21 protein-coding genes and 2 tRNA genes are annotated in these 18,853 nt (G+C 66.1%); 20 read left to right on the top strand and 3 right to left on the bottom strand.

The genetic code is table 11. The features are described from left to right. Positions 1 to 306 precede the first annotated feature (306 nt). The 5 genes from LB310_RS01665 (at position 307) to groL (ending at position 6,442) form a co-directional block, all read left to right on the top strand. Positions 307 to 1,911: a helix-turn-helix transcriptional regulator gene (locus LB310_RS01665; protein ID WP_301154178.1), complete on the top strand. Its 1,605-nt coding sequence runs from the start codon at positions 307 to 309 to the stop codon at positions 1,909 to 1,911. 63 nt (positions 1,912 to 1,974) lie between these two features. After that, the gene (locus LB310_RS01660; RefSeq protein WP_278806292.1) at positions 1,975 to 3,210 is read left to right on the top strand and encodes a sensor histidine kinase; all 1,236 of its coding nucleotides are present in this window, start codon (positions 1,975 to 1,977) and stop codon (positions 3,208 to 3,210) included. Then, positions 3,207 to 3,962, top strand: coding sequence for a response regulator (locus LB310_RS01655; protein WP_301154175.1), 756 nt, complete (start codon positions 3,207 to 3,209; stop codon positions 3,960 to 3,962). Before LB310_RS01660 ends, LB310_RS01655 begins: the two co-directional genes overlap by 4 nt. Before the next feature lie 510 nt (positions 3,963 to 4,472). Then, positions 4,473 to 4,760, top strand: coding sequence for a co-chaperone GroES (groES, locus tag LB310_RS01650; protein ID WP_041239244.1), 288 nt, complete (start codon positions 4,473 to 4,475; stop codon positions 4,758 to 4,760). A gap of 41 nt (positions 4,761 to 4,801) precedes the next feature. Then, complete coding sequence (gene groL / locus LB310_RS01645; protein ID WP_087189963.1) at positions 4,802 to 6,442, top strand: chaperonin GroEL; 1,641 nt, start codon at positions 4,802 to 4,804, stop codon at positions 6,440 to 6,442. Between the two features lie 228 nt (positions 6,443 to 6,670). Here groL and LB310_RS01640 read toward each other — a convergent pair whose 3' ends face one another. After that, the gene (locus tag LB310_RS01640) at positions 6,671 to 7,090 is read right to left on the bottom strand and encodes a DUF2510 domain-containing protein (RefSeq protein WP_197702182.1); all 420 of its coding nucleotides are present in this window, start codon (positions 7,088 to 7,090) and stop codon (positions 6,671 to 6,673) included. 283 nt (positions 7,091 to 7,373) lie between these two features. On the opposite strand from LB310_RS01640, the gene LB310_RS01635 reads away from it, so the two are divergent. Both LB310_RS01635 and LB310_RS01630 read left to right on the top strand, forming a co-directional pair. Further along, complete coding sequence (locus LB310_RS01635) at positions 7,374 to 8,255, top strand: putative manganese transporter (RefSeq protein ID WP_278806295.1); 882 nt, start codon at positions 7,374 to 7,376, stop codon at positions 8,253 to 8,255. A gap of 242 nt (positions 8,256 to 8,497) precedes the next feature. Next, positions 8,498 to 9,103, top strand: coding sequence for an HD domain-containing protein (locus LB310_RS01630; protein WP_096227786.1), 606 nt, complete (start codon positions 8,498 to 8,500; stop codon positions 9,101 to 9,103). 139 nt (positions 9,104 to 9,242) lie between these two features. Here LB310_RS01630 and LB310_RS01625 read toward each other — a convergent pair whose 3' ends face one another. After that, positions 9,243 to 10,511 (bottom strand): MFS transporter, encoded by a 1,269-nt coding sequence (locus tag LB310_RS01625; protein WP_301154170.1) that lies wholly within the window; start codon positions 10,509 to 10,511, stop codon positions 9,243 to 9,245. Position 10,512: 1 nt separating this feature from the next. Next, positions 10,513 to 11,079: a universal stress protein gene (locus LB310_RS01620; RefSeq protein WP_301154169.1), complete on the bottom strand. Its 567-nt coding sequence runs from the start codon at positions 11,077 to 11,079 to the stop codon at positions 10,513 to 10,515. A gap of 417 nt (positions 11,080 to 11,496) precedes the next feature. Here LB310_RS01620 and LB310_RS01615 point away from each other — a divergent pair. The 13 genes from LB310_RS01615 to LB310_RS01555 all read left to right on the top strand — a co-directional run bounded on the left by LB310_RS01615 (position 11,497) and on the right by LB310_RS01555 (position 18,833). Further along, positions 11,497 to 11,572: transfer RNA gene (locus LB310_RS01615), tRNA-Lys, on the top strand. A 64-nt stretch (positions 11,573 to 11,636) separates the two neighbouring features. Next, positions 11,637 to 11,710, top strand: a tRNA-Gln gene (locus LB310_RS01610). A 255-nt stretch (positions 11,711 to 11,965) separates the two neighbouring features. Then, on the top strand, positions 11,966 to 12,184 hold the full coding sequence (infA, locus tag LB310_RS01605) for a translation initiation factor IF-1 (protein ID WP_009306918.1): 219 nt from the start codon (positions 11,966 to 11,968) through the stop codon (positions 12,182 to 12,184). Positions 12,185 to 12,321: 137 nt separating this feature from the next. Continuing rightward, positions 12,322 to 12,435: a 50S ribosomal protein L36 gene (rpmJ, locus tag LB310_RS01600; RefSeq protein WP_006363204.1), complete on the top strand. Its 114-nt coding sequence runs from the start codon at positions 12,322 to 12,324 to the stop codon at positions 12,433 to 12,435. A gap of 18 nt (positions 12,436 to 12,453) precedes the next feature. Continuing rightward, entirely contained in the window at positions 12,454 to 12,822 is a 369-nt protein-coding gene (gene rpsM, locus LB310_RS01595; RefSeq protein WP_041239254.1) for a 30S ribosomal protein S13, read from the top strand. 10 nt (positions 12,823 to 12,832) lie between these two features. Further along, positions 12,833 to 13,231, top strand: a complete 399-nt coding sequence (gene rpsK, locus LB310_RS01590; protein ID WP_041239256.1) for a 30S ribosomal protein S11 — start codon at positions 12,833 to 12,835, stop codon at positions 13,229 to 13,231. Between the two features lie 19 nt (positions 13,232 to 13,250). Next, positions 13,251 to 13,877: a 30S ribosomal protein S4 gene (rpsD, locus tag LB310_RS01585; protein ID WP_041239257.1), complete on the top strand. Its 627-nt coding sequence runs from the start codon at positions 13,251 to 13,253 to the stop codon at positions 13,875 to 13,877. A gap of 29 nt (positions 13,878 to 13,906) precedes the next feature. Beyond that, on the top strand, positions 13,907 to 14,857 hold the full coding sequence (locus LB310_RS01580) for a DNA-directed RNA polymerase subunit alpha (RefSeq protein WP_041239258.1): 951 nt from the start codon (positions 13,907 to 13,909) through the stop codon (positions 14,855 to 14,857). A 13-nt stretch (positions 14,858 to 14,870) separates the two neighbouring features. Then, on the top strand, positions 14,871 to 15,467 hold the full coding sequence (gene rplQ / locus LB310_RS01575; RefSeq protein WP_301154165.1) for a 50S ribosomal protein L17: 597 nt from the start codon (positions 14,871 to 14,873) through the stop codon (positions 15,465 to 15,467). A gap of 212 nt (positions 15,468 to 15,679) precedes the next feature. Next, a complete protein-coding gene (locus LB310_RS01570; RefSeq protein ID WP_096227790.1) occupies positions 15,680 to 15,958 on the top strand; it encodes a hypothetical protein in 279 nt (92 codons plus the stop codon). Positions 15,959 to 16,156: 198 nt separating this feature from the next. Next, the gene (locus LB310_RS01565) at positions 16,157 to 16,408 is read left to right on the top strand and encodes a BAG1 BAG family molecular chaperone regulator 1 (RefSeq protein ID WP_087189954.1); all 252 of its coding nucleotides are present in this window, start codon (positions 16,157 to 16,159) and stop codon (positions 16,406 to 16,408) included. Between the two features lie 191 nt (positions 16,409 to 16,599). Beyond that, positions 16,600 to 16,965 carry a hypothetical protein gene (locus LB310_RS01560; protein ID WP_096227791.1) on the top strand — a complete coding sequence of 122 codons (366 nt, stop codon included), beginning with the start codon at positions 16,600 to 16,602 and terminating at the stop codon, positions 16,963 to 16,965. 95 nt (positions 16,966 to 17,060) lie between these two features. Continuing rightward, positions 17,061 to 18,833, top strand: coding sequence for an MFS transporter (locus LB310_RS01555; RefSeq protein WP_301154162.1), 1,773 nt, complete (start codon positions 17,061 to 17,063; stop codon positions 18,831 to 18,833). The last annotated feature ends 20 nt before the right edge of the window (positions 18,834 to 18,853 follow it).

The raw sequence follows: 18,853 nt of genomic DNA, 5'->3' as shown, positions 1-18,853 counted from the left end.
ATAATCCTCCCTGTTCCCTCTGCTTGTCCGCCTTGCGCCGGTCGTTGCCGGGCGCAAGGCGGAATCCCTGTCGGTCGTCCTCGCGACGATGCCCCCACTCTAGGTCCGCGGGCCGCCCCCGTCACCGTCCGTTTCGGGCTATATTGCCTTCTGCTGCCGTTATCCTGCGGTTTCGCCTCTCGCACGTGCAGGCGTTTCCGGTATCATGGGCGCATGATGAATGCGGGGAGGGGAAAGCGCGCCGCAGGGCACGCGTCGAGCGCAGAGGGGTCGGGGCGCGCAGCGCCGGCCGCTTCGCCGCGCGCGGTGGATCCGCGGCTGTTCTCGCTCGTGGTGATCGTGGGCTATGGGCTGTTCCGTGGCGTGAACGCCAACTCCTATCTGTCGGCGTTTGCTTCGGTGGAGGCGCCGTTCCTGTTCGTCCCCGACCTGTTCTTCAACGTGGTGGTGGCCTGCTCGGTGGTCGTGTGCTCTGTCACCGTCATCGCGCTGGTGCTGCGCGGGCGGCTGGGCCCGCTGTCCATGCCCTACGTGGTGCCCGCGGCGCTGTTCGTGGCGGCGAATCTGTGCGCCCTTTTCGGCGTTTTCTCATGGATGCCATCCGATCTGGCACTCATCGTGCCGGGCGTGCTGCTCGGGGCGGCGTCGGTCATGCTGTCGCTCGTGTGGGTGGAGGTGCTGGCCTGCCAGGAGCCGCGCGCCATCGTCACGCAGATCGCGCTCAGCATGCTGGTGAACATGGTGACGTCGTCGGTGCTCTCGGGTCTGTCCGGCGGCGCGCGGGCGGCTGCGAGCTGTGCGGCCCTGGTCGTCATGGTGCTGTGCGCGCGGTGTGTGCGGCGCGCGTTGCGCACGGGTGCGGCGGGCGCGGGGGCAGGCGGCGCGGTCGCGACGATGGCGGTGGGAAAAGGCGCGGCGGACGATTGCGCGGGCAAGGCGGCGCGCGGGCATCTGAAGGCCGCGCCGCGCGGATCGTACCGCGACGCGTTCTTGGAGCTGGGAGACTCGCTCGTTGCGTTCTGCGTCATGGAGGCCGTGATCGGGCTGCTCAACAGCTTCATGCTGGCCGGGTCCGTCACGTTCGCCGGGTCGGGCTCGGTGTCGGGGGTGGGCATGCTCATCGGCATCCTGGCGTTCTGCGTCGTCGTGTTCGTGGTGCAGCGCATCCCGCGGGTGTCCACGGCGTTCCGCGTGCTCATGCCCATCATCGCCTCGCTCTTGGTGTTCCTGCCGTTTCTGGGCGAGCAGTTCAACCTCTTCTTCAGCACGGTGCTCTTGGGCGGCTACTACTTCATCGCGCTGCTCATCACGTATGTGGTGGCCGAGACGGCGCATGTGCGGAACCTGTCGCCCTACGTTCTCATGGGGGCGGCCGCGTGCCTTGCGCGCGTCTGCCTGGCCGCGGCGCTCTTGGGCGGGTACGCCATCGGCTCGCTGCCGGGCGGCCTGTTCGGCGAGAGCGAGCACCTCATGCGCTACCTGGTGGTCATCATGGCCGTGATCTACGCGCTGTCGCTGGCGGCCGTGCTCGTGTCGCGCGACCGGCGCCGCCGACGGCGCGGCGATGCGGATGCGGCGGGCTCGGCTTCGGCGCCGGCGGGCGCGGCCGTGGCGGCGCCTGCCCCGGCCAGCGCGGCGGCCGAGGGCGATGACGCATTCGATGCGCGATGCGCGGCCGTGGCCGCAGCGGGCAACCTCACCGAGCGCGAGGCGGAGATCATGCGCTATCTGGCGCGCGGCCGCACGAAAGCCCATATCGCCGGCGTGCTGTACGTCAGCGAGAACACCGTGCGCAGCCATGTGCGCAATATCTATGCCAAGCTTGAGGTCCACACCCGCCAGCAGCTCATCGACCTCGTGGAGGAAGAGCGGGGCGCGGACGGCGGCGGCGAGGCTCCCGGCTCCCGATAGGCGCGTTCGGATCCCCCAATTACCTCGGTTGGTGTATGGCGCGGCGGGGCCGGGTCGCGTACCATGGCAGACATGGAGAACTTCCTTGTGAACAACCGCCCGATGGCACCCAAGGACTGGGCGGTCGACGTCGCCGTGATGCTGGCGGCGTTCCTGTTCGGCTGCGGGCAGCTCATGCTCACGGCTTCGTCCATCGTGATCCCCGACCTGGAGTTGCGCCAGTACCTGGGCATCGTGAACGTCGTGCCCGACACGTCGGTGTTCGTGGCGCTGGCGCTGACCACGCTGCCGCTTGCTGCGCGGAGGCGGTTCCCGTGGCCCGTGTTCCTGTTCGTGCTCATCACGTTCCTGGGGCTGCAGAGCGCGTTCCGCGGCTTCTCGCTCACGGTGGTGGGCCCCGTGGTGGCGCTGTACACCATCGCCTGCGAGCGCGGGCGCACGGAGGCCGCCGTCGCCGTCGCCCTGGCCGTGGCGGGCGTGCTGTTCGCCGACGCGCCCTCGCGCACGGCGAGCCTCGCCTTCTTCACGCGCTTCCAGAACGTCGCGCTCCTGGCGGCTGCGGCGCTCGCGGGCTACGCATACCGCACGCACCGCGCCTACGTGGCGGAGACGGAGCGGCGCGCGCTCGAGGCGGAGCGCTCGCGCGAGGAGGAGGCGGCCCGGCGCGTGGAGGAGGAGCGCGTGCGCATAGCCCGCGAGGTGCACGACATCACGGCGCACTCGCTCTCCGCGGTGAGCATCCAGGCGGCTGCGGCCGAGCGCCTGGTCGACCGCGACCCGGCGGCGGCAAAGCTCGCAATCGCCGCTGCGCGCACGACGGCGAAGGACGCCCTCGAGGAGATCCGCGGCATGATAGGCGTGCTGCGAGCCGGCGACCCCGCGGCCGAGACGGAACCCACGGCCGGCACCGAGCGCCTGGACGACCTCGCTGCCTACTTGCGCCGTGCCGGCGTGGACGTGGCGCTGGATGCGGGCGGGTACGACCGCGCCGCCGTGCCGGCGTTCGTGGACGTGGCACTGTACGGCATCGCCCGCGAGGCCGCGACGAACATCGTGCGGCACGCCGGCGCGCATGCGGCGACGATACGCCTGGCTACGGGGCCGACAGGCGCGAACCTGTCGGTAGAGGACGACGGCAGGGGCGCGGCGGCCGAGACGGACGGGCGCGGCCACGGCATTGCGGGAATGGCCGAGCGCGTGGGGCTTCTGGGCGGCACGTTCGCAGCCGGCCCGCGCCCGCGCGGCGGGTTCCGCGTGGAGGCGCGCATTCCCCTGGGAGTGGATAAGGAGGCGTCATGATCGAGAGGCATCTGCGAGAGGCCCGCTCGGCGGCGGGGGAGGTGCCGGCCCGCTCGGCGGGCGAGCGTCCTCTGCGCTTAGTGGTGGCCGACGACCAGGACCTCGTGCGCAACGGGTTCCGCCTGATCCTGTCCTCGTACGACGGCTTCTCCATCGTGGGGGAGGCGCGCGACGGCGAGGAGGCCGTGGAGCTCGCCCGCCGCCTCGTGCCCGACGTGGTCCTCATGGACATCCGCATGCCGCGCCTGAACGGCATCGAGGCCACCCGCGCCATCACGGACGATCCGGCGCTCGCCGACGTGCGCGTGCTCATCCTCACCACGTTCGACATCGACGAGTACGTCTACGACGCGCTCGCGGCCGGGGCGGGCGGCTTTCTGTTGAAGGACGCCGAGCCCGACGACATCGCCGCCGCCGTGCGCGTGGTGGCGGCCGGCGACGCGCTCATCCAGCCCTCGGTGATGCGGCGCCTGGTGGAGACGTTCGTGCGCATGCGCCCTGCGGCCGGTGCCGGCGTGGCCGCAGGGGAAGGCGGCAGCGCGTTCTCCGCGCTCACCGAGCGCGAGCGCGAGATACTGGTACAGGTGGCCCGCGGCATGACGAACGACGAGATAGGCGCCGAGCTGTTCATCTCGCCCGCCACGGTGAAGACGCACCTCGCCCGCATCATGGCGAAGCTGGGCGCCCACGACCGCGCACAGCTGGTGGTGAGGGCGTACGAGGGCGGCCTCGTGAGGCCGGGCGAGCGCTAGCATCGGTCACGGCGCGGCGGCATGTGCGGCCGCGCCCGTCGGTCGGCGATTGCACCGCAGCGCCGCGAAGCGATCGTGCTGCCGCCTCGCGTCCGCTTCGCAACCCCGCCCGCGCCGCCTCGTTCGCGCTGCAGAATCGTCCTGCTCCCGCTCCCGCCGCCCTGCAAGCGCCGCCCGCGTCTGTGCTGCAGCGTTACGCCGCGCCCCTTCGCAACTCCGCCCGTGCCGTCCCGCGCCAGCCTCGCCGGCCAATCCCCAGACCGTTTTTGTGCAAAAGCACAAAAACTTTCAGGAGTCCATCGAACGAATTGTGGCGATTATGCAAAACCTCAGTCGAGGGCACTGAGATTTCCTCAATTTTGCTTGCATTCGCTAACGAGGCTGCTATGATAACGCAATGTTTAGCACTCGTTACCTATGAGTGCTAGCAGTCACCGCAACGGAGTGGTTAAATAGCAAACGTGCTACAACCAGTTTCGGACAAGAGACGGACGAAAGGAAGGCTACGTTATGAACTTGAAACCATTGGGTGATCGCGTCATCATCAAGCAGGACGAGGCTGAGGAGACGACGGCATCCGGTCTGTATCTCGCTACCGAAGCGAAGGAGAAGCCCCAGACGGGCACCGTCCTGGCCGTGGGCGAGGGCAAGCTCGACAAGGACGGCAAGCTCATTCCCGTGCCGGTCAAGGAGGGCGACAAGGTCCTGTACGGCAAGTACGGCGGAACCGAGATCACCGTCGACGGCGAGGATGTCATGATCCTGCGCGCCGACGACCTGTACGCGGTGTTCGCGTAAATCGAAGCAACCCAAGCTAACGCTGAAAGGATAGGCACACTATGGCTAAAGAGATCAAGTTCGAGGCCGACGCGCGCAGCGCGCTCGCGGCCGGCGTCAACAAGCTGTCCAACGCCGTCAAGGTGACGCTCGGCCCCAAAGGCCGCTACGTGGCGCTCGAGAAGTCCTACGGCGCCCCCACCATCACGAACGACGGCGTGACCGTGGCCAAGGAAGTGGAGCTGGAGGACCCGATCGAGAACATGGGCGCCCAGCTGGTCCGCGAGGTTGCCGTGAAGACGAACGACGTGGCCGGCGACGGCACCACCACCGCAACGCTGCTGGCCGACGTCATCGTTTCCGAGGGCCTGCGCAACGTGACGGCCGGCGCCGACGCGCTGGGCATCCGCCGCGGCATCCAGAAGGCCACCGACGCCATCGTCGACGCCATCAAGGCCGACGCGACCCCCGTGTCCACCAAGGAGCAGATCGCGAACGTCGGCACCATCTCCGCCGGCGACGCCGAGATCGGCGAGAAGATCGCCGAGGCCATGGACGCCGTGGGCAACGACGGCGCCATCTCCGTGGAGGAGAACGCCGCCTCGTTCGACCTGGAGCTCGACATCGTCGAGGGCATGCAGTACGACCGCGGCTACATCTCGCCGTACATGGCCACCGACATGGAGAAGATGGAAGCCGTCCTCTCCGACCCCTACATCCTGCTCACCGACCAGAAGATCACCAGCATCCAGGACATGGTCCCGCTGCTGGAGGAGGTCATGCGCTCCGGCCGTCCGCTGTTCATCGTTGCCGAGGACGTGGAGGGCGAGGCCCTGGCCACTATCCTGCTGAACAAGCTGCGCGGCACGTTCAACTGCGTCGCCATCAAGGCCCCCGGCTTCGGCGACCGCCGCAAGCGCATCCTGGAGGACATCGCAGCCGTCACGGGCGCGCAGGTCATCGACAAGGACTTCGGCATGACCATGGCCGACGCCACCATCGACATGATGGGCCACGCCAAGACGGTCAAGGTCACGAAGGACACCGCTCTCATCGTGGACGGTGCCGGCGACAAGAAGAACATCGAGGACCGCATCCACCAGATCCGCGCCGAGCTCGAGCGCGTCGACTCCGACTTCGACCGCGAGAAGCTGCAGGAGCGCCTGGCGAAGCTGTCCGGCGGCGTGGCCGTGCTCAAGGTGGGCGCCGCGACCGAGTCCGAGCTCAAGGAGAAGAAGTCCCGCATCGAGGACGCCCTGCAGGCGACCCGCGCGGCCGTGGAAGAGGGCATCGTCGCCGGCGGCGGCGTGGCGCTCGTGGACGCGCTGCCCGCGCTCGACAACATCGCGTCGGTCGACAAGGACGAGGAAGTCGGCGTGGCCATCATCCGCAAGGCGCTGGAGGCCCCGATGCGCGCCATCGCCCAGAACGCGGGCTTCGAGGGCAGCGTCGTGGTGGAGCGCGTGAAGGGCATGGGCAAGGGCGAAGGCCTGAACTGCGCCAACGGCGAGTACGGCAACATGATCGAGATGGGCGTGAACGACCCCGTCAAGGTCACGCGCACCGCGCTGCAGTCCGCTGCTTCCGTGGCGGCCCTCATTCTCATCACCGAGGCCACCATCAACGACATCCCGAAGGACCCGGATCCGGCGGCCCTGGCTGCCATGGCCGGTGCTGGCGGCGGTATGGGCGGCATGATGTAAGACCCTCCGGTTCCGGCAGCCGCCCGGCCGCCGGAACCAACAGACGCTGCGGGCGCTTACGCGCCCGGCCAGCGTATCCCTAACTCGGAGAACGGGGCGGCCGATGGGCCGCCCCGCTTCATATTTCCTCCGGCCGTCGTGCTGCCTCTCTTGCCAGCTGCCGGGTCGCCCACAGCTTCGGGTGCGATGAGGGCGATGCAGAGGCGGGGCTAAATGTCGCCTGCCCGGCTAGCGCTCCTTCTTCGACACGAGCAGCAGGATGCCGCCTACCACGGTCACGAAGATGAGCGTGCACACGCCGAACGCCACCGTGTTCGGCTTTGTTCCCTGGTAAACGCCCCAGCAATGTACGCTCATTGGGATCATCCAAGCGAGCGGGATGATGGCCCATCCCACCGAGATAGTGGAGATGAGGCAGAAGATAAACGCGATCAGTCTAAGCGTCCGGTCGCTCTCGGTCGTTGCCGACGGATAGTAAACGGGAGCGACGACGGGCTGCCCGTAGGCGGGCGCGCGGTAGCCTCCCTCGGGACAAGCCGTCGGCTGGGCGTCGGCGAAATCGTTGGTCCACTGCATGCCGTCCCAATAGCGAAGCCTCGTCGCGTTCCCTGACGGGTCTGGATACCATCCAGCCTGCTGCGTTCCCATGCTGCCTCCCTGGCGTCTATGAAAGTGCGGTAATGCCTTCCAGTATAGCCCATCGACTCGCATAGCCGCCCCTAGCACGCGCTGTTCGACGTGGATATGCCTGCCTATCGATACGCTCTGCCCTGCGATCGAGATCAGGCGTTGTTTCTCCCTATCGGGCGGAATCCTCGCCCTGTTTGTTGCCGGATGTAATCGTCGGCGGAAAGACCGCACGCATCGGTTCCATGTGACTGTTCGGCTACGTCGCGGCTTGAACGCCCCTGTTGGACTACAATACAAACCTATGGAAGAATTCACGCACATAGCCGGGCATGTCCTGGAGCACTCCGTTGCCGATACCCTCTACCTTATCCCGTTCCTCTTCGTCACCTACCTGGTTATGGAGTGGCTCGAGCACAAGACCGGCGGCAAGGCGCAGGCGGCCGTGCAGCGTGCGGGGGCTGCGGGGCCCATCGTGGGCGCGGTGGTGGGCGTGGTGCCGCAGTGCGGGTTCTCGGCCGTGGCGGCCACGCTCTGGGCCGGGCGCGTCATCACGCTGGGCACGCTGTTCGCCGTGTTCCTGTCCACGTCCGACGAGATGCTGCCCATCTTCATCGCCGAGCAGGTACCGCTGGACGTCATCCTCAAGATTCTCGGCGCGAAGATCGTCGTCGGCATGGTCATGGGCTTCATCGTGGACGCCGGCATGCGCCTCGCGCGGCGCATCGATGCGCCGCTGCATATCCACGACCTGTGCGAGCGCGACCACTGCCACTGCCATGACGGCGAGGGCGGCATCCTCAAGAGCGCGCTCAAGCACACGCTGCAGGTCACGGTGTTCATCTTCGTCATCACCATCGTGCTGAACGGCGTGCTGGAGGTGGTAGGCGAGGACGCGCTGGGCGAGTTCCTCAGCGCAAACCCGGTGCTCTCGGTGTTCGGATCGGCGCTCGTGGGCCTTGTGCCCAACTGCGCGGCCAGCGTGGTCATCGCGCAGCTGTACGTGAGCGGCGTGCTGGGCTCGGGCGCGATGCTCGCCGGCTTGCTGGTGAGCGCGGGCGTGGGCCTGCTCGTGCTCGTGCGCACGAACCGCCACTGGAAGCAGAACGTCGCCATCATCGTCGGCCTGTATGCGATGGGTGTGTTCTGGGGCCTCATTGCGAATGCGCTCGGCATCGTGTTCTAGGGCCGCAAGCGCGGTGGCAAATGCAGTATTCCGGTCATTTCTGTGCAAGCTTCTGATCTGGAACGATAGTGCGTAATACCAGTTCAAAGCGCAGAAAATGAAATGCACAAAAATGCACGGTATATTACATCCAGGCCAGATCTTCTTCGGAATCCGAAGAAGATTGCCGATGTGCCTCTGGCATCCGAAGCGCCCTCACCGCTATAGTATGACCAGACCGCAAAACGAGAGGAGCATCGCCCATGACCGCACTTGAAGCCGGCATGACGCGCGACGAGGCGTTCGCGCTGTTGCAGGAGCACAACAAGGACCCGTTCCATATCGAGCACGCCGAGACGGTGGAGCAGACCATGCGATACTTCGCGCGCGAGTACGACCCCGAGAACGAGGAGTTTTGGGGCATCGTGGGCCTGCTGCACGACCTGGACTGGGAGGAGCACGACGACGAGCCCGAGCTGCACACCATCTACGCGGCCAAGGACATCGAGGCCGCCGGCGGCTCGCCCGAGCTCATCCGCGCCATCCAGAGCCACACGTCGGATTTCAACCCCGAGCTTCCCAAGCCCGAGCTGCAGATGGAGAAGGTCCTGTTCGCCACCGAGGAGCTGACGGGCCTCATCGGCGCGGCCATCGTCATGCGCCCCAGCAAGAGCGTCATGGATTTCGAGGTGAAGTCGCTCAAGAAGAAGTTCAAGGACAAGCGCTTCGCCGCCGGCGTGAGCCGCGACGTCATCCGCAGTGGAGCCGAGATGCTAGGCTGGGAGCTGGACGAGCTGTTCGCCCGCACCATCGAGGCCATGCAGTCCTTCGCGCCGGACAAGGACACGTTCGTTCCCGCCGAGGGGTAAGGGCGACCTCCCGAGATCGCTCGCGCCCTCTTGCCGCAGATGCGGCGGGAGGGCGCACATTTTGCGCTTGGGCGCACGCTCGGGCAGAGGTGCGGTCGGCAAGCGCGCGGCCGGAGGTCTTCCGAGCCCTTCCCAGGCCCTAAGATTCGTCCACTTCCTTCAGCCGGCGCCGCATGGTGCCGTGCTTGCGGCTGACGAACAGGTACGCCGCCAATGCGACGATGGCCACCAGCGACATAGCCTCGAACAGGCCGCGGAAGCCCAGCACTGGCTGCACCAGGCCCAGCAGCAGCGGGCCCAGGCCCACGCCCACGTCCAGCAGGATGTAGAACGTGGAGTTCGCCAGGCCCAGCCGGTCGTCGGGGGCGATGCGCACGGCCAGCGCCAGCCCGCTCGCCTGCACGGTGCCCACGCCGAAGCCCAGCAGCGCCGCCGCCGCGAGCATGGCCGCGGGCCGGTACACGGTTGCCAGCAGGCCCATCCCGACGATGAACGCGATGAACGCCGGCACCATGACCACGCGGTCGCCCTTGCGGTCGAACAGCTTTCCCGTGAAGGGCCGCGTGACGAACGTGGCCACGGCGTACACCACGAAGAAGAAGCTGGCAGGCTGTTCCAGCCCGCTCTCGGCGGCGAACGGCGTGAGGAACGCGAGCAGGCTGGAGTAGCAGAAGAACAGCAGCGCGCACACGGCGCCGATGGGCAGCACGCTGGACTCCAGGTAGTTCCCCAGGTCGAAGCGCGGTACGCGGAAGTCGCCGGCACGCTCGTCGCGCTCGTCGCGCGCTATCTCCTCGGCAGCCTCCTCGATATCCGCGTCGCTCTCCTGCGCCGCCTCGGGCACCTTCAGCTGAGCGGCGGCCAGAAGGCTCAAGCCGGCTACGGCGGCTGTAGTCACGAACAGGGGGAAGAAGCCGGCGTTCTGCGAGAGGAACATGCCCAGGAAGGGTCCGATGGCCGCTCCCAAGGTCACGGACAGCATATAGTAGCCCACCCCCTCGCCCTTGCGGCTGCCCGGCACGAGCGCCGTTACGATGGTGCCGATGGTGGTGGAGCACGCCCCGTAGGCGAAGCCGTGCAGCAGGCGGATGACGAACAGGGGAGCGAACCCGAGCCCGGCCAAGTAGAGCACCGAGAACACCACCTCGCCGATCGCGCCCATGACCAGCAGGCGCTTGCGCCCCACCTTGTCCATGATGCGGCCGCTGACGAGGCGCGCCGCGAGGGCACCGATGATGAAGATGCTCGCGGCCAGGCCGGCCGTGGCTGCGGGTGCGTCGTAGGTTTTCATGGCGTAGTCGGCCACCACGACCATGAGGCCGTAGTAGTTCACCATGAGCGGGAAGTTCACCGCCGTGCCCAGCGTGAAGTCCTTCGTCCAGAGCCTCGCCTGCGTTGCAGCCGACATGCTAGCGCGCCGCCTTGTCGTTCGGTGCGCCGGTCAGGTTCGCGCCCTGGGAGCCCGTGCCCGGGGTCTCCGCCGCGGGTGTCGTGGCTGCCGATTCCCCGGCGCCAGGCGCGTCCGCCGCGGCTGCCATAGCCCCGCCGGCCGCTCCTGCGCCGGGTGCGTCCTTCGCGATGAGCACGGCTACGGGCGACCCCTGCACCACGGCATAGCTCACGCTGCCCAGGTACCCCTTCACGCCGCCCTTGCCGCGGCTGCCCATGACGATAAGGTCGCAACCCTCGTCCTCGGCGCATTTCAGCAGCAGGTCGGCCGGCGACGTGCCCTTCAGCAAGTGCGCGTGGGCCCTGTTCGGCACGCGCTCGGCCAGCTGCTGCAGCGCGGCGTGAACGCGGTTCGCCTCCTCGATAAGCGGTCCCTCGGCACCGGTGCCCAGAGCGAACAGCTTCAGCACGTGCACGAACACCAGCTCGATGCGCTCATCCTGCGTGCCGATGGACTGGGCGAGATCGAGGGCTTTCGCAGAAGGGGTCGATCCGTCGTAGGCGACGAGCACTTTCGAGCACCACATGGCTATCACGGCCTTTCGGGAGGGCGGGCTGGCGGACGACGGCGGGGATGCCGCGCGGAAGCGCCGCAGGTTACGCATACCTCTCGATTGTAGTACCGCCGAGGCGGCGCGTATGTTACGGCTTTATTTCAACTGGGAAGAAGGTGCCGTCCCGTGAAGCATCCTGCGGCAAAGGGGGCGCGGTTTGCTGCACGATGCCGGGCAGGCGGCCTGGATGCCTGAAGGGTCATCCGGGGCGGTGCGCCGGATACACCGCCTTGCCCGACACACCGTGCAACCGGACAGCGCTCCTGCCAGGATGTGGCCATGAGGCGAGTGGGGCTTGCAACTTTCTCGTGCCCAGGCAGGCGTTGCGAACATTTTCATTGACCGTCTCACCCGCCCCGGCTAGAATAGATACTTGCGCATTGCAGACGTGGGCCGTTAGCTCAGCTGGTAGAGCAGGGGACTTTTAATCCCAAGGTCGCGGGTTCGACTCCCTCACGGCCCACCATTTCAACGTCTGCGCAGACGGCGCCTGGCAAGACGCGCCGCGTTGCAAGCGCTCCGCACCAAACTGGGCCATCGTCCAACGGCAGGACTCTGGTTTTTGGTACCAGCTATCCAGGTTCGAATCCTGGTGGCCCAGCCAGTTGGTCGGTTGCGGCCGTCGTAGGCTGCGCGACCCCAAGCCGACAAGGCGGCTGCGCTCAGCGCGAATACCTGGCGGTCCCGTTTCTTGAGCGAGGACCGCGCGGCATCGAACCGCACGCCTGGCAAGCAGGTGACTTCGAACCAGCGGGTTTGTTGGTGTTGTGCGCTCGTTTATTTTTCTTCTCCCTTTCCCCGAAACTTTTGGTATCATCTATGGTTGCTGTTTAGTGACGATTTGCTTGAAGGAGCACTTTTGACCAAAGAAGATGTTATCGAGCTCGAGGGGACCGTCCTGGAGGCGTTGCCGAACGCTATGTTTAGGGTGGAGCTCGAAAATGGCCACAAGATATTGGCCCATATCTCCGGCAAGATGCGTATGCACTACATCAAGATCCTCCCGGGGGACAAGGTGACGGTGGAACTGTCCGTCTACGACTTGAACCGCGGGCGCATCACGTACCGCTTCAAGTAAGCGCGCGAATCTGCACGGCCTGTGAACCAGGTGTGCGCATTTTGTGTGCCATGCGGCACACGGCAAGCACGAAAACAACCGCCTGCGGCTGGGCGTATGTATAGATTAAGGTACACATAAACCGAAAGGAATTGATTATGAAGGTACGTCCTTCGGTCAAGAAAATGTGCGACAAATGCAAGATCATCCGACGCCATGGCAAGGTGCTCGTCATCTGCGAGAACCCGCGCCACAAGCAGCGTCAGGGCTAGGAAAGAGGAGAATCATCTATGGCTCGTCTTGTTGGTGTCGACCTTCCTCGCGACAAGCGCGTTGAAATCGGCTTGACCTACATCTACGGCATCGGTCTGACCACCTCCAAAAAGATCCTCGCCGAAACCGGCGTGGATCCCGACGTCCGCATCAAGGACCTCACGGAGGACGATCTGACCAAGCTGCGCGACTACATCCAGGAGAACATCAAGGTGGAGGGCGACCTGCACCGCGAGGTTTCCCAGAACGTCAAGCGCCTCATGGAGATCGGTTGCTATCGTGGCCTGCGCCATCGTCGCGGCCTGCCCGTTCGCGGACAGCGCACGCACACGAACGCGCGTACCCGCAAGGGTCCTCGTAAGCAAATCGGCGGAAAGAAGAAGTGAGGTAGCTTAAGTGGCAGCAAAGAAAAACGTGCGCACGCGCATCAAGCGTTCCGAGCGTAAGAACATCGCTGTGGGCGCCGCGCACATCAAGTCTACGTTCAACAACACCATTGTGAGCATCACCGATCCCCAGGGCAATGTGATCTCCTGGCAGTCCGCCGGCACGGTTGGCTTCAAGGGCTCCCGCAAGTCCACGCCGTTCGCCGCGCAGATGGCCGCCGAGGCCGCCGCGAAGACGGCCATGGAGCATGGCCTGCGCAAGGTGGCGGTGTTCGTCAAGGGCCCGGGTTCGGGTCGCGAGACGGCCATCCGCTCGCTGCAGGCCGCCGGCCTGGAAGTCTCCAGCATTCAGGATTGCACACCCATTCCGCACAACGGTTGCCGTCCGCGCAAGCGTCGTCGCGTGTAACTGAAAGGATCGAAGTATTATGGCTCGTTATACTGGAGCGGACTGCCGTTTGTGCCGTCGTGAAGGTGCGAAGCTCTTCCTGAAGGGCGACCGCTGCTACACGGACAAGTGCGCGATCGAGCGCCGCAACTACGCGCCCGGCGAGGCCGGCAAGAAGCGCATCAAGGAAAGCGAATACCGTCTGCAGCTGCGTGAGAAGCAGAAGACCAAGCGCATCTACGGCGTTCTGGAGAAGCAGTTCCATCACTACTACGAGATCGCCGGCCGCCAGCAGGGCGTCACGGGCGAGAACCTGCTGCGCATCCTCGAGAGCCGCTTGGACAACGTGGTGTACCGCCTTGGCTTCGCGAAGTCGCGCGCCGAGGCCCGTCAGCAGGTGCGTCACGGCCACATCACCGTGAACGGCCGCCGCGTGGACATCCCGTCGTTCCGCGTGAAGGCGGGCGACCTGGTGGCCGTGGCCCCCAAGGCCAAGGACCTGCTGGTCATCAAGAGCGCGCTCATCTCCAACGAGCGCGTGCAGGTGCCGGCCTGGCTCGAGGTCGACATCGAGAAACTGCAAGGCAACGTGCTTGCTCTCCCGCAACGCGATCAAATCGATCTGGACATTCGCGAACAGCTCATCGTCGAACTTTACTCGAAATAATCGCGGCATAGTAAGGAGGCTTACACAACATGACAGAGTTCATGAGGCCTACGGTAACAACGGAAGAAGTCAACGAAACTGTCGCGCGTTTCGTCGTGGAACCGCTCGAGCGTGGCTACGGCTACACCTTGGGCAACTGCATGCGCCGCGTGCTGCTCTCGTCGCTGGACGGGGCGAAAGCCACCGCCATCCAGATCGAGGGCGTGCAGCATGAGTTCACGACGGCCGAGGGCGTCATCGAGGACATCACGGACATCGTCTTGAACGTGAAGGGCCTCGTGTTCTCGGCACTCAACGAGGATATCGAGGAGGCCACGGCCCATGTGTCCGCCGAGGGCCCCTGCACGGTGACGGGTGCCGACCTGGACATCCCCACCGAGTTCACGCTGGTGAACCCCGAGCACGTCATTGCCACGGTTGCCGACGGCGGCCAGCTGGACATGACGATCCGCATCGGGGTGGGTCGCGGCTACGTGTCCGCGGAGCGCAACAAGCGCACCGAGGACCCCATCGGCGTCATCCACGTTGACTCGTTGTTCTCGCCGGTCCGCCGGTGCACGCTGAACGTCACCGACACCCGTGTGGGTCAGCGCACCGACTACGACAAGCTCGTGCTGGAGGTTGAGACCGACGGCTCCATCGCGCCCTCCGAGGCCGTGTGCCGTGCCGCCAACATCATCAACCAGTACATGGGGGCGTTTTTGGGCCTGTCCGACATCGTGGACGAGGAGGAAGGCGAGGTTCCTTCCATCTTCGCGCCCGAGGGGCAGGAGTCCAATGCCGAGCTGGACAAGCAGATCGAGGACCTGGACCTTTCCGTCCGCTCCTACAACTGCCTGAAGCGCGCCGGCATCCATTCCGTCCGCCAGCTCGTCGAGTTCTCCGAAAACGACTTGCTGAACATTAGGAACTTTGGTGCGAAGTCCATCGAGGAAGTGAAGGACAAGCTCATTTCCATGGACCTCAATTTGAAGCTTTAGGAGATACGAGATCATGAGACACTACAAGAAGGGGCGCAAGCTGGGCACCGACACCAGCCATACCAAGGCCATGAAGAAGAGCCTGGTGTGCGCGCTGCTGGCGAACGACCGCATCAAGACGATCGACTCGCGCGCCAAGGAGATCCGTCCCGACGTTGACAAGATCATCACGTGGGCGAAGAAGGGCGACCTGCACTCCCGCCGCCTCGCCATCGCGGCGCTGGGCGACAAGGAGCTCGTGCGCGAGATCTTCGAGAAGGTCGCGCAGGGCATGTTCCAGGACCGCCAGGGCGGCTACACCCGCATCATGAAGCTGGGTCCCCGCAAGGGCGACGACGCCCCCATGGTTATCATGGAGCTGGTGACCGAGCCGGTGAAGGCGAAGAAGGACGAGACCAAGCCCGCTGCCAAGAAGGCTGCGAAGAAGGCCGCCCCGAAGAAGGTCGAGAAGGCCGACGACGAGGCCAAGGCCGAGGAGACCAAGGTGGAGGCCGAGGAGGCCAAGGCCGAGGAGGCTGCCGTCGAGGCCGCCGACCAGGCCGAGGAAGCCGCCGCCGAGAACGCGGAGGCCGCCGAGGCCGAGGCCGTGGAGAAGGAGAAGGCCGAGTAGCCTTTCCCCGACCTGCGCATAAGCACTGCATCCGAACGGGAGCCCACGGGCTCCCGTTTTGCGTATGCCAAAGCTCGGCCAGTGCCGCCACCAATGCGTCAAGAACGCGTTTTCCCGCGGTTGCGCGGCGGTTCCGCACGCTGGACTACCATAAAGGGGAGCGGGCGCGCGGCGCGGCCCGCCGGCAATCCGCAGCTAGGAAAGAGGCTCCAATGGAAGACCGTGGACCCGCAGACGGGAAGCCTGCAACCGACGGCAAGATGAACGTGGCATGGCACATGAAGGACATGGCGGGCGAGCTGCAGCAGCACGCGCAGGACGCTTTCGGCGACGTGGGAGACCATGCGCAGGGACTCGCCGGCGAGGTGGCGCACCACTCCCAGCAGGCCGCGGTCGAAGTGCGTCGCGAGATACCCGTGCTCATCGAGCACGTGCGGGATACCGTAATCGACCTGTTCGGCAACGTGCGCCACAACGCGTCGCGGAAGTGACGGGCTCGCCGCCCTGCTGGTACGTCGCGGTAGCGTCGCGCCGCCGCCCTGCCGACGCGTCGGACGCCGTCTCCGGTCCCGAATCCAAGCGTTGCACGTTCGTCAGCGTGCGGAAACCGGTCCTGTCGGGGCGGTGGCTACAATAGGCTGGACAGCTTACCTTCCCCTGGCGGGATTCCCGACGAAAGGAGCCGAACCATGGCCGAGACCACGACGAAAGAGGATATCCGCATCGACGCGGACGAAGCGGACGAGCTGAACCGCGAGGCGGCCGACGACCTCGAGCGCATCGAGCGTGCCGTCAAACAGGAGGCCGAGGAGTACGTCGAGGCCGTCGACGGCGACGGCAACGAGAAGGAGTCCGTGGAGGCCGCCGCCACCGCGTTCGACTTCGACGAGGCGGAAGGCGAGACGGAGCGCCTGGCCAACGACGCGTCCGAGCGCGACTAGCCGTTCCCGGCAGTGCAACGGGCGCGCCGGTGCGACGCAGGCGTCGCGAAGGGCGCCCGTTCCGGTTCGCCTGGTGCATCCTGCGCTCCCTGTGCGCGAACCGTTGCGGCGCCGTTTTCCCCCAGAAGCCGACGCCGGGCACCCCATCCCTAGAATGGGGATGACACAGAACCTTCCCGAAAGGAGCAGAAATGGTCGATCAGGCTTACAAGACGGGCGACGCGTCCGTCGATATGAAGAACGGCGCAAAGGACATGGCCCACGACGTGAAGAACAACGTGAAGGACGCGTTCCACGAGGCGAAGGCGGGCGTAAACGAGCGCCGCGCCGAGGACGCCGCCGCCGACCGCGAGCATCAGGTGGCCCAGCAGACGGGCAGCACCGACGCCGCCATGCGCGCACAGCAGCACGAGAACCGCAAGGACCAGAAGTCCGAGGGCTTCATGGACTCCGTCAAGGATTCGCTCGGCAAGGCCGGCGAGGCCATCAAGGAGGCCGCGTCCGACGCGAAGGACAACATCAAGCAGGGTGCCGAGAACATGAAGGAGCGCATGTAACGGTCACGCGCCCTCCTGCCCCTCCGAAGCCCGTAGCATGAGCTGCGGGCTTCTCTTTTCCATCCGCTCGGCCGCGCCGTCTGAAAGGCAGTTCCATGGGTTCTTCCGCCGCATCTCCCTCCCCAAGCCGGACCGTCCGGGCCGGGCATGGCAAGGGATTCGTCCTCATCGCCGCCGTGTACCTGCTGGGCCTGTTCATCGGCGCGCTCGACACCGGCATCGTCACGCCCGCGCGTACCGTCATCCAAGGCGACCTCGGCATCACCGACCAGATGAGCGTGTGGATCATCACCATCTACACGCTGGCGTACGCGGCGGCCATCCCGGTGATGGGCAAGCTGGCAGACCGCTCGGGACGAAAGCGCATCTACCTGGTCAGCATCGCGCTGTTCGGCGCGGGATCGCTTTTGTGCGGCCTCGCGCAGGACGTGGGAAGCTTCTGGATGCTCTTGGGCGCGCGAGCCGTGCAGGCGATCGGCGGAGGCGGCATCGTGCCGGTGGCCACCGCCGAGTTCGGCACCACGTTCCCTCCCGAGAAGCGCGGGTTGGCGCTGGGCCTGGTGGGCGGCGTCTACGGCATCGCCAACATCTTCGGCGCATCGGCCGGCAGCCTGATACTCTCGCTGTTTGGCCAGACGAACTGGCAGTTCATCTTCTACGTGAACGTGCCCATCTGCGCGGCCATCGTGGCAGCAGGGGTGTTCGTGCTGCCGAACACGCGCGCCGAGGAGGTGAAGCCCATCGACGGCTTGGGTATCGCGGTGCTCGTGACGATGGTGCTGTCGCTCCTGTACGGCCTGAAGAACCTCGATTTCTTCAACGTGGGCACTTCCCTCGCGTCGACGGACGTGTGGCCGTTCCTGCTGGCCTTCGTCGTGCTGCTGCCGCTGTTCGTGCTCATCGAGCGGCGGGCGGCCGACCCGGTGCTGAACCTGTCGTACTTCCGGAACCGCGATATCCTCGTCACGCTCGTGCTGTCGGTGATTACGGGCGTTATCCTGATGGGGATCATCTTCATCCCGCAGTTCGCGGAGAACGTGCTGAAGCTGCCCTCGGGCAGCGGCGGCTACGTGGTGATCGTCCTCGCGGCGTTCGCGGGCGTGGGGGCCCCGGTATCGGGCAAGCTCATCGATCGGTTCGGCGTGAAGGCCGTGCTGGCCTTCGGGCTTGCCGCCTCGGCCGCCGGCGCGCTGTTCCTGGCGCTCGTGGCCACGCGGTTCGCGAACCTGGCGACGCTGATCGTCAGCCTGGTGGCCATCGGCATCGGGATGGGCTTCACCATCGGCACGCCGCTCAACTACATGATGCTGGCGAAGACGAAGGAGAGCGAGTCGAACTCGGCGCTGGCAACGTTGTCGCTCGTGCGCTCGGTGGGGACGGCGGTGGCCCCGGCCGTGCTGGTGGCGTTCATCGCGCATGCGGGCATGGCCGTGCCCGATCGCATCATGGGCGTGCTGCCCGACATGCCGAACGGGCCTTCGATGGCGCAGCTGGCAAGCGGGGAGGGCGGGGGCGCGGGACTGCCTCCCGACCTGCAGCAGCTGATGGAGAATTCGGACGTGACGACGATCGTCGGTAACGTGAAGACGTTGGCGAAGACCGAGATAGAGCAAGAGGCGACGGCCGCCGGGATGCCGTCCGAGGCGGTCGATGCCGCCGAGGACCAGTACCTTGCCGCCATCGACGAGCGGGCGGGGACTATCGAGGACGCGTTCCAGAGCACGCTCGACGAAGGGTTCCGCGGAGCGTTCCTCCTGGTGGGGGCGTGCTCGCTGGTTGGCTTGGCGCTGCTCGCGCTCTATCGGGAGGATAGCGGGTCCCACGGGCGCGGGAGCGGCGAGTCCGCGGAGGCGCGGCGCGGTCGCTGACGGCGCCTTCCGCTGAACGC

Origin of the sequence: Gordonibacter sp. RACS_AR49, assembly GCF_030418435.1 — a bacterium.
Lineage (GTDB): Bacteria > Actinomycetota > Coriobacteriia > Coriobacteriales > Eggerthellaceae > Gordonibacter > Gordonibacter urolithinfaciens.
The sequence above is the reverse complement of the archived record's forward strand: the minus strand, read 5'-3'. Positions and strand labels throughout refer to the sequence as shown.

Coding starts and splice junctions, on each gene's coding strand:
- LB310_RS01660 (WP_278806292.1), top strand. CDS start 1,975: ATGGCAGACATGGAGAACTTCCTTGTGAACAACCGCCCGATGGCACCC.
- rpsD (WP_041239257.1), top strand. CDS start 13,251: ATGGCTCGTTATACTGGAGCGGACTGCCGTTTGTGCCGTCGTGAAGGT.
- LB310_RS01640 (WP_197702182.1), bottom strand. CDS start 7,090: ATGGGAACGCAGCAGGCTGGATGGTATCCAGACCCGTCAGGGAACGCG.
- LB310_RS01560 (WP_096227791.1), top strand. CDS start 16,600: ATGGTCGATCAGGCTTACAAGACGGGCGACGCGTCCGTCGATATGAAG.
- rplQ (WP_301154165.1), top strand. CDS start 14,871: ATGAGACACTACAAGAAGGGGCGCAAGCTGGGCACCGACACCAGCCAT.
- LB310_RS01620 (WP_301154169.1), bottom strand. CDS start 11,079: ATGTGGTGCTCGAAAGTGCTCGTCGCCTACGACGGATCGACCCCTTCT.
- groES (WP_041239244.1), top strand. CDS start 4,473: ATGAACTTGAAACCATTGGGTGATCGCGTCATCATCAAGCAGGACGAG.
- LB310_RS01625 (WP_301154170.1), bottom strand. CDS start 10,511: ATGTCGGCTGCAACGCAGGCGAGGCTCTGGACGAAGGACTTCACGCTG.
- LB310_RS01655 (WP_301154175.1), top strand. CDS start 3,207: ATGATCGAGAGGCATCTGCGAGAGGCCCGCTCGGCGGCGGGGGAGGTG.
- LB310_RS01570 (WP_096227790.1), top strand. CDS start 15,680: ATGGAAGACCGTGGACCCGCAGACGGGAAGCCTGCAACCGACGGCAAG.
- LB310_RS01555 (WP_301154162.1), top strand. CDS start 17,061: ATGGGTTCTTCCGCCGCATCTCCCTCCCCAAGCCGGACCGTCCGGGCC.
- LB310_RS01635 (WP_278806295.1), top strand. CDS start 7,374: ATGGAAGAATTCACGCACATAGCCGGGCATGTCCTGGAGCACTCCGTT.
- rpsM (WP_041239254.1), top strand. CDS start 12,454: ATGGCTCGTCTTGTTGGTGTCGACCTTCCTCGCGACAAGCGCGTTGAA.
- rpmJ (WP_006363204.1), top strand. CDS start 12,322: ATGAAGGTACGTCCTTCGGTCAAGAAAATGTGCGACAAATGCAAGATC.
- groL (WP_087189963.1), top strand. CDS start 4,802: ATGGCTAAAGAGATCAAGTTCGAGGCCGACGCGCGCAGCGCGCTCGCG.
- LB310_RS01580 (WP_041239258.1), top strand. CDS start 13,907: ATGACAGAGTTCATGAGGCCTACGGTAACAACGGAAGAAGTCAACGAA.
- LB310_RS01630 (WP_096227786.1), top strand. CDS start 8,498: ATGACCGCACTTGAAGCCGGCATGACGCGCGACGAGGCGTTCGCGCTG.
- LB310_RS01565 (WP_087189954.1), top strand. CDS start 16,157: ATGGCCGAGACCACGACGAAAGAGGATATCCGCATCGACGCGGACGAA.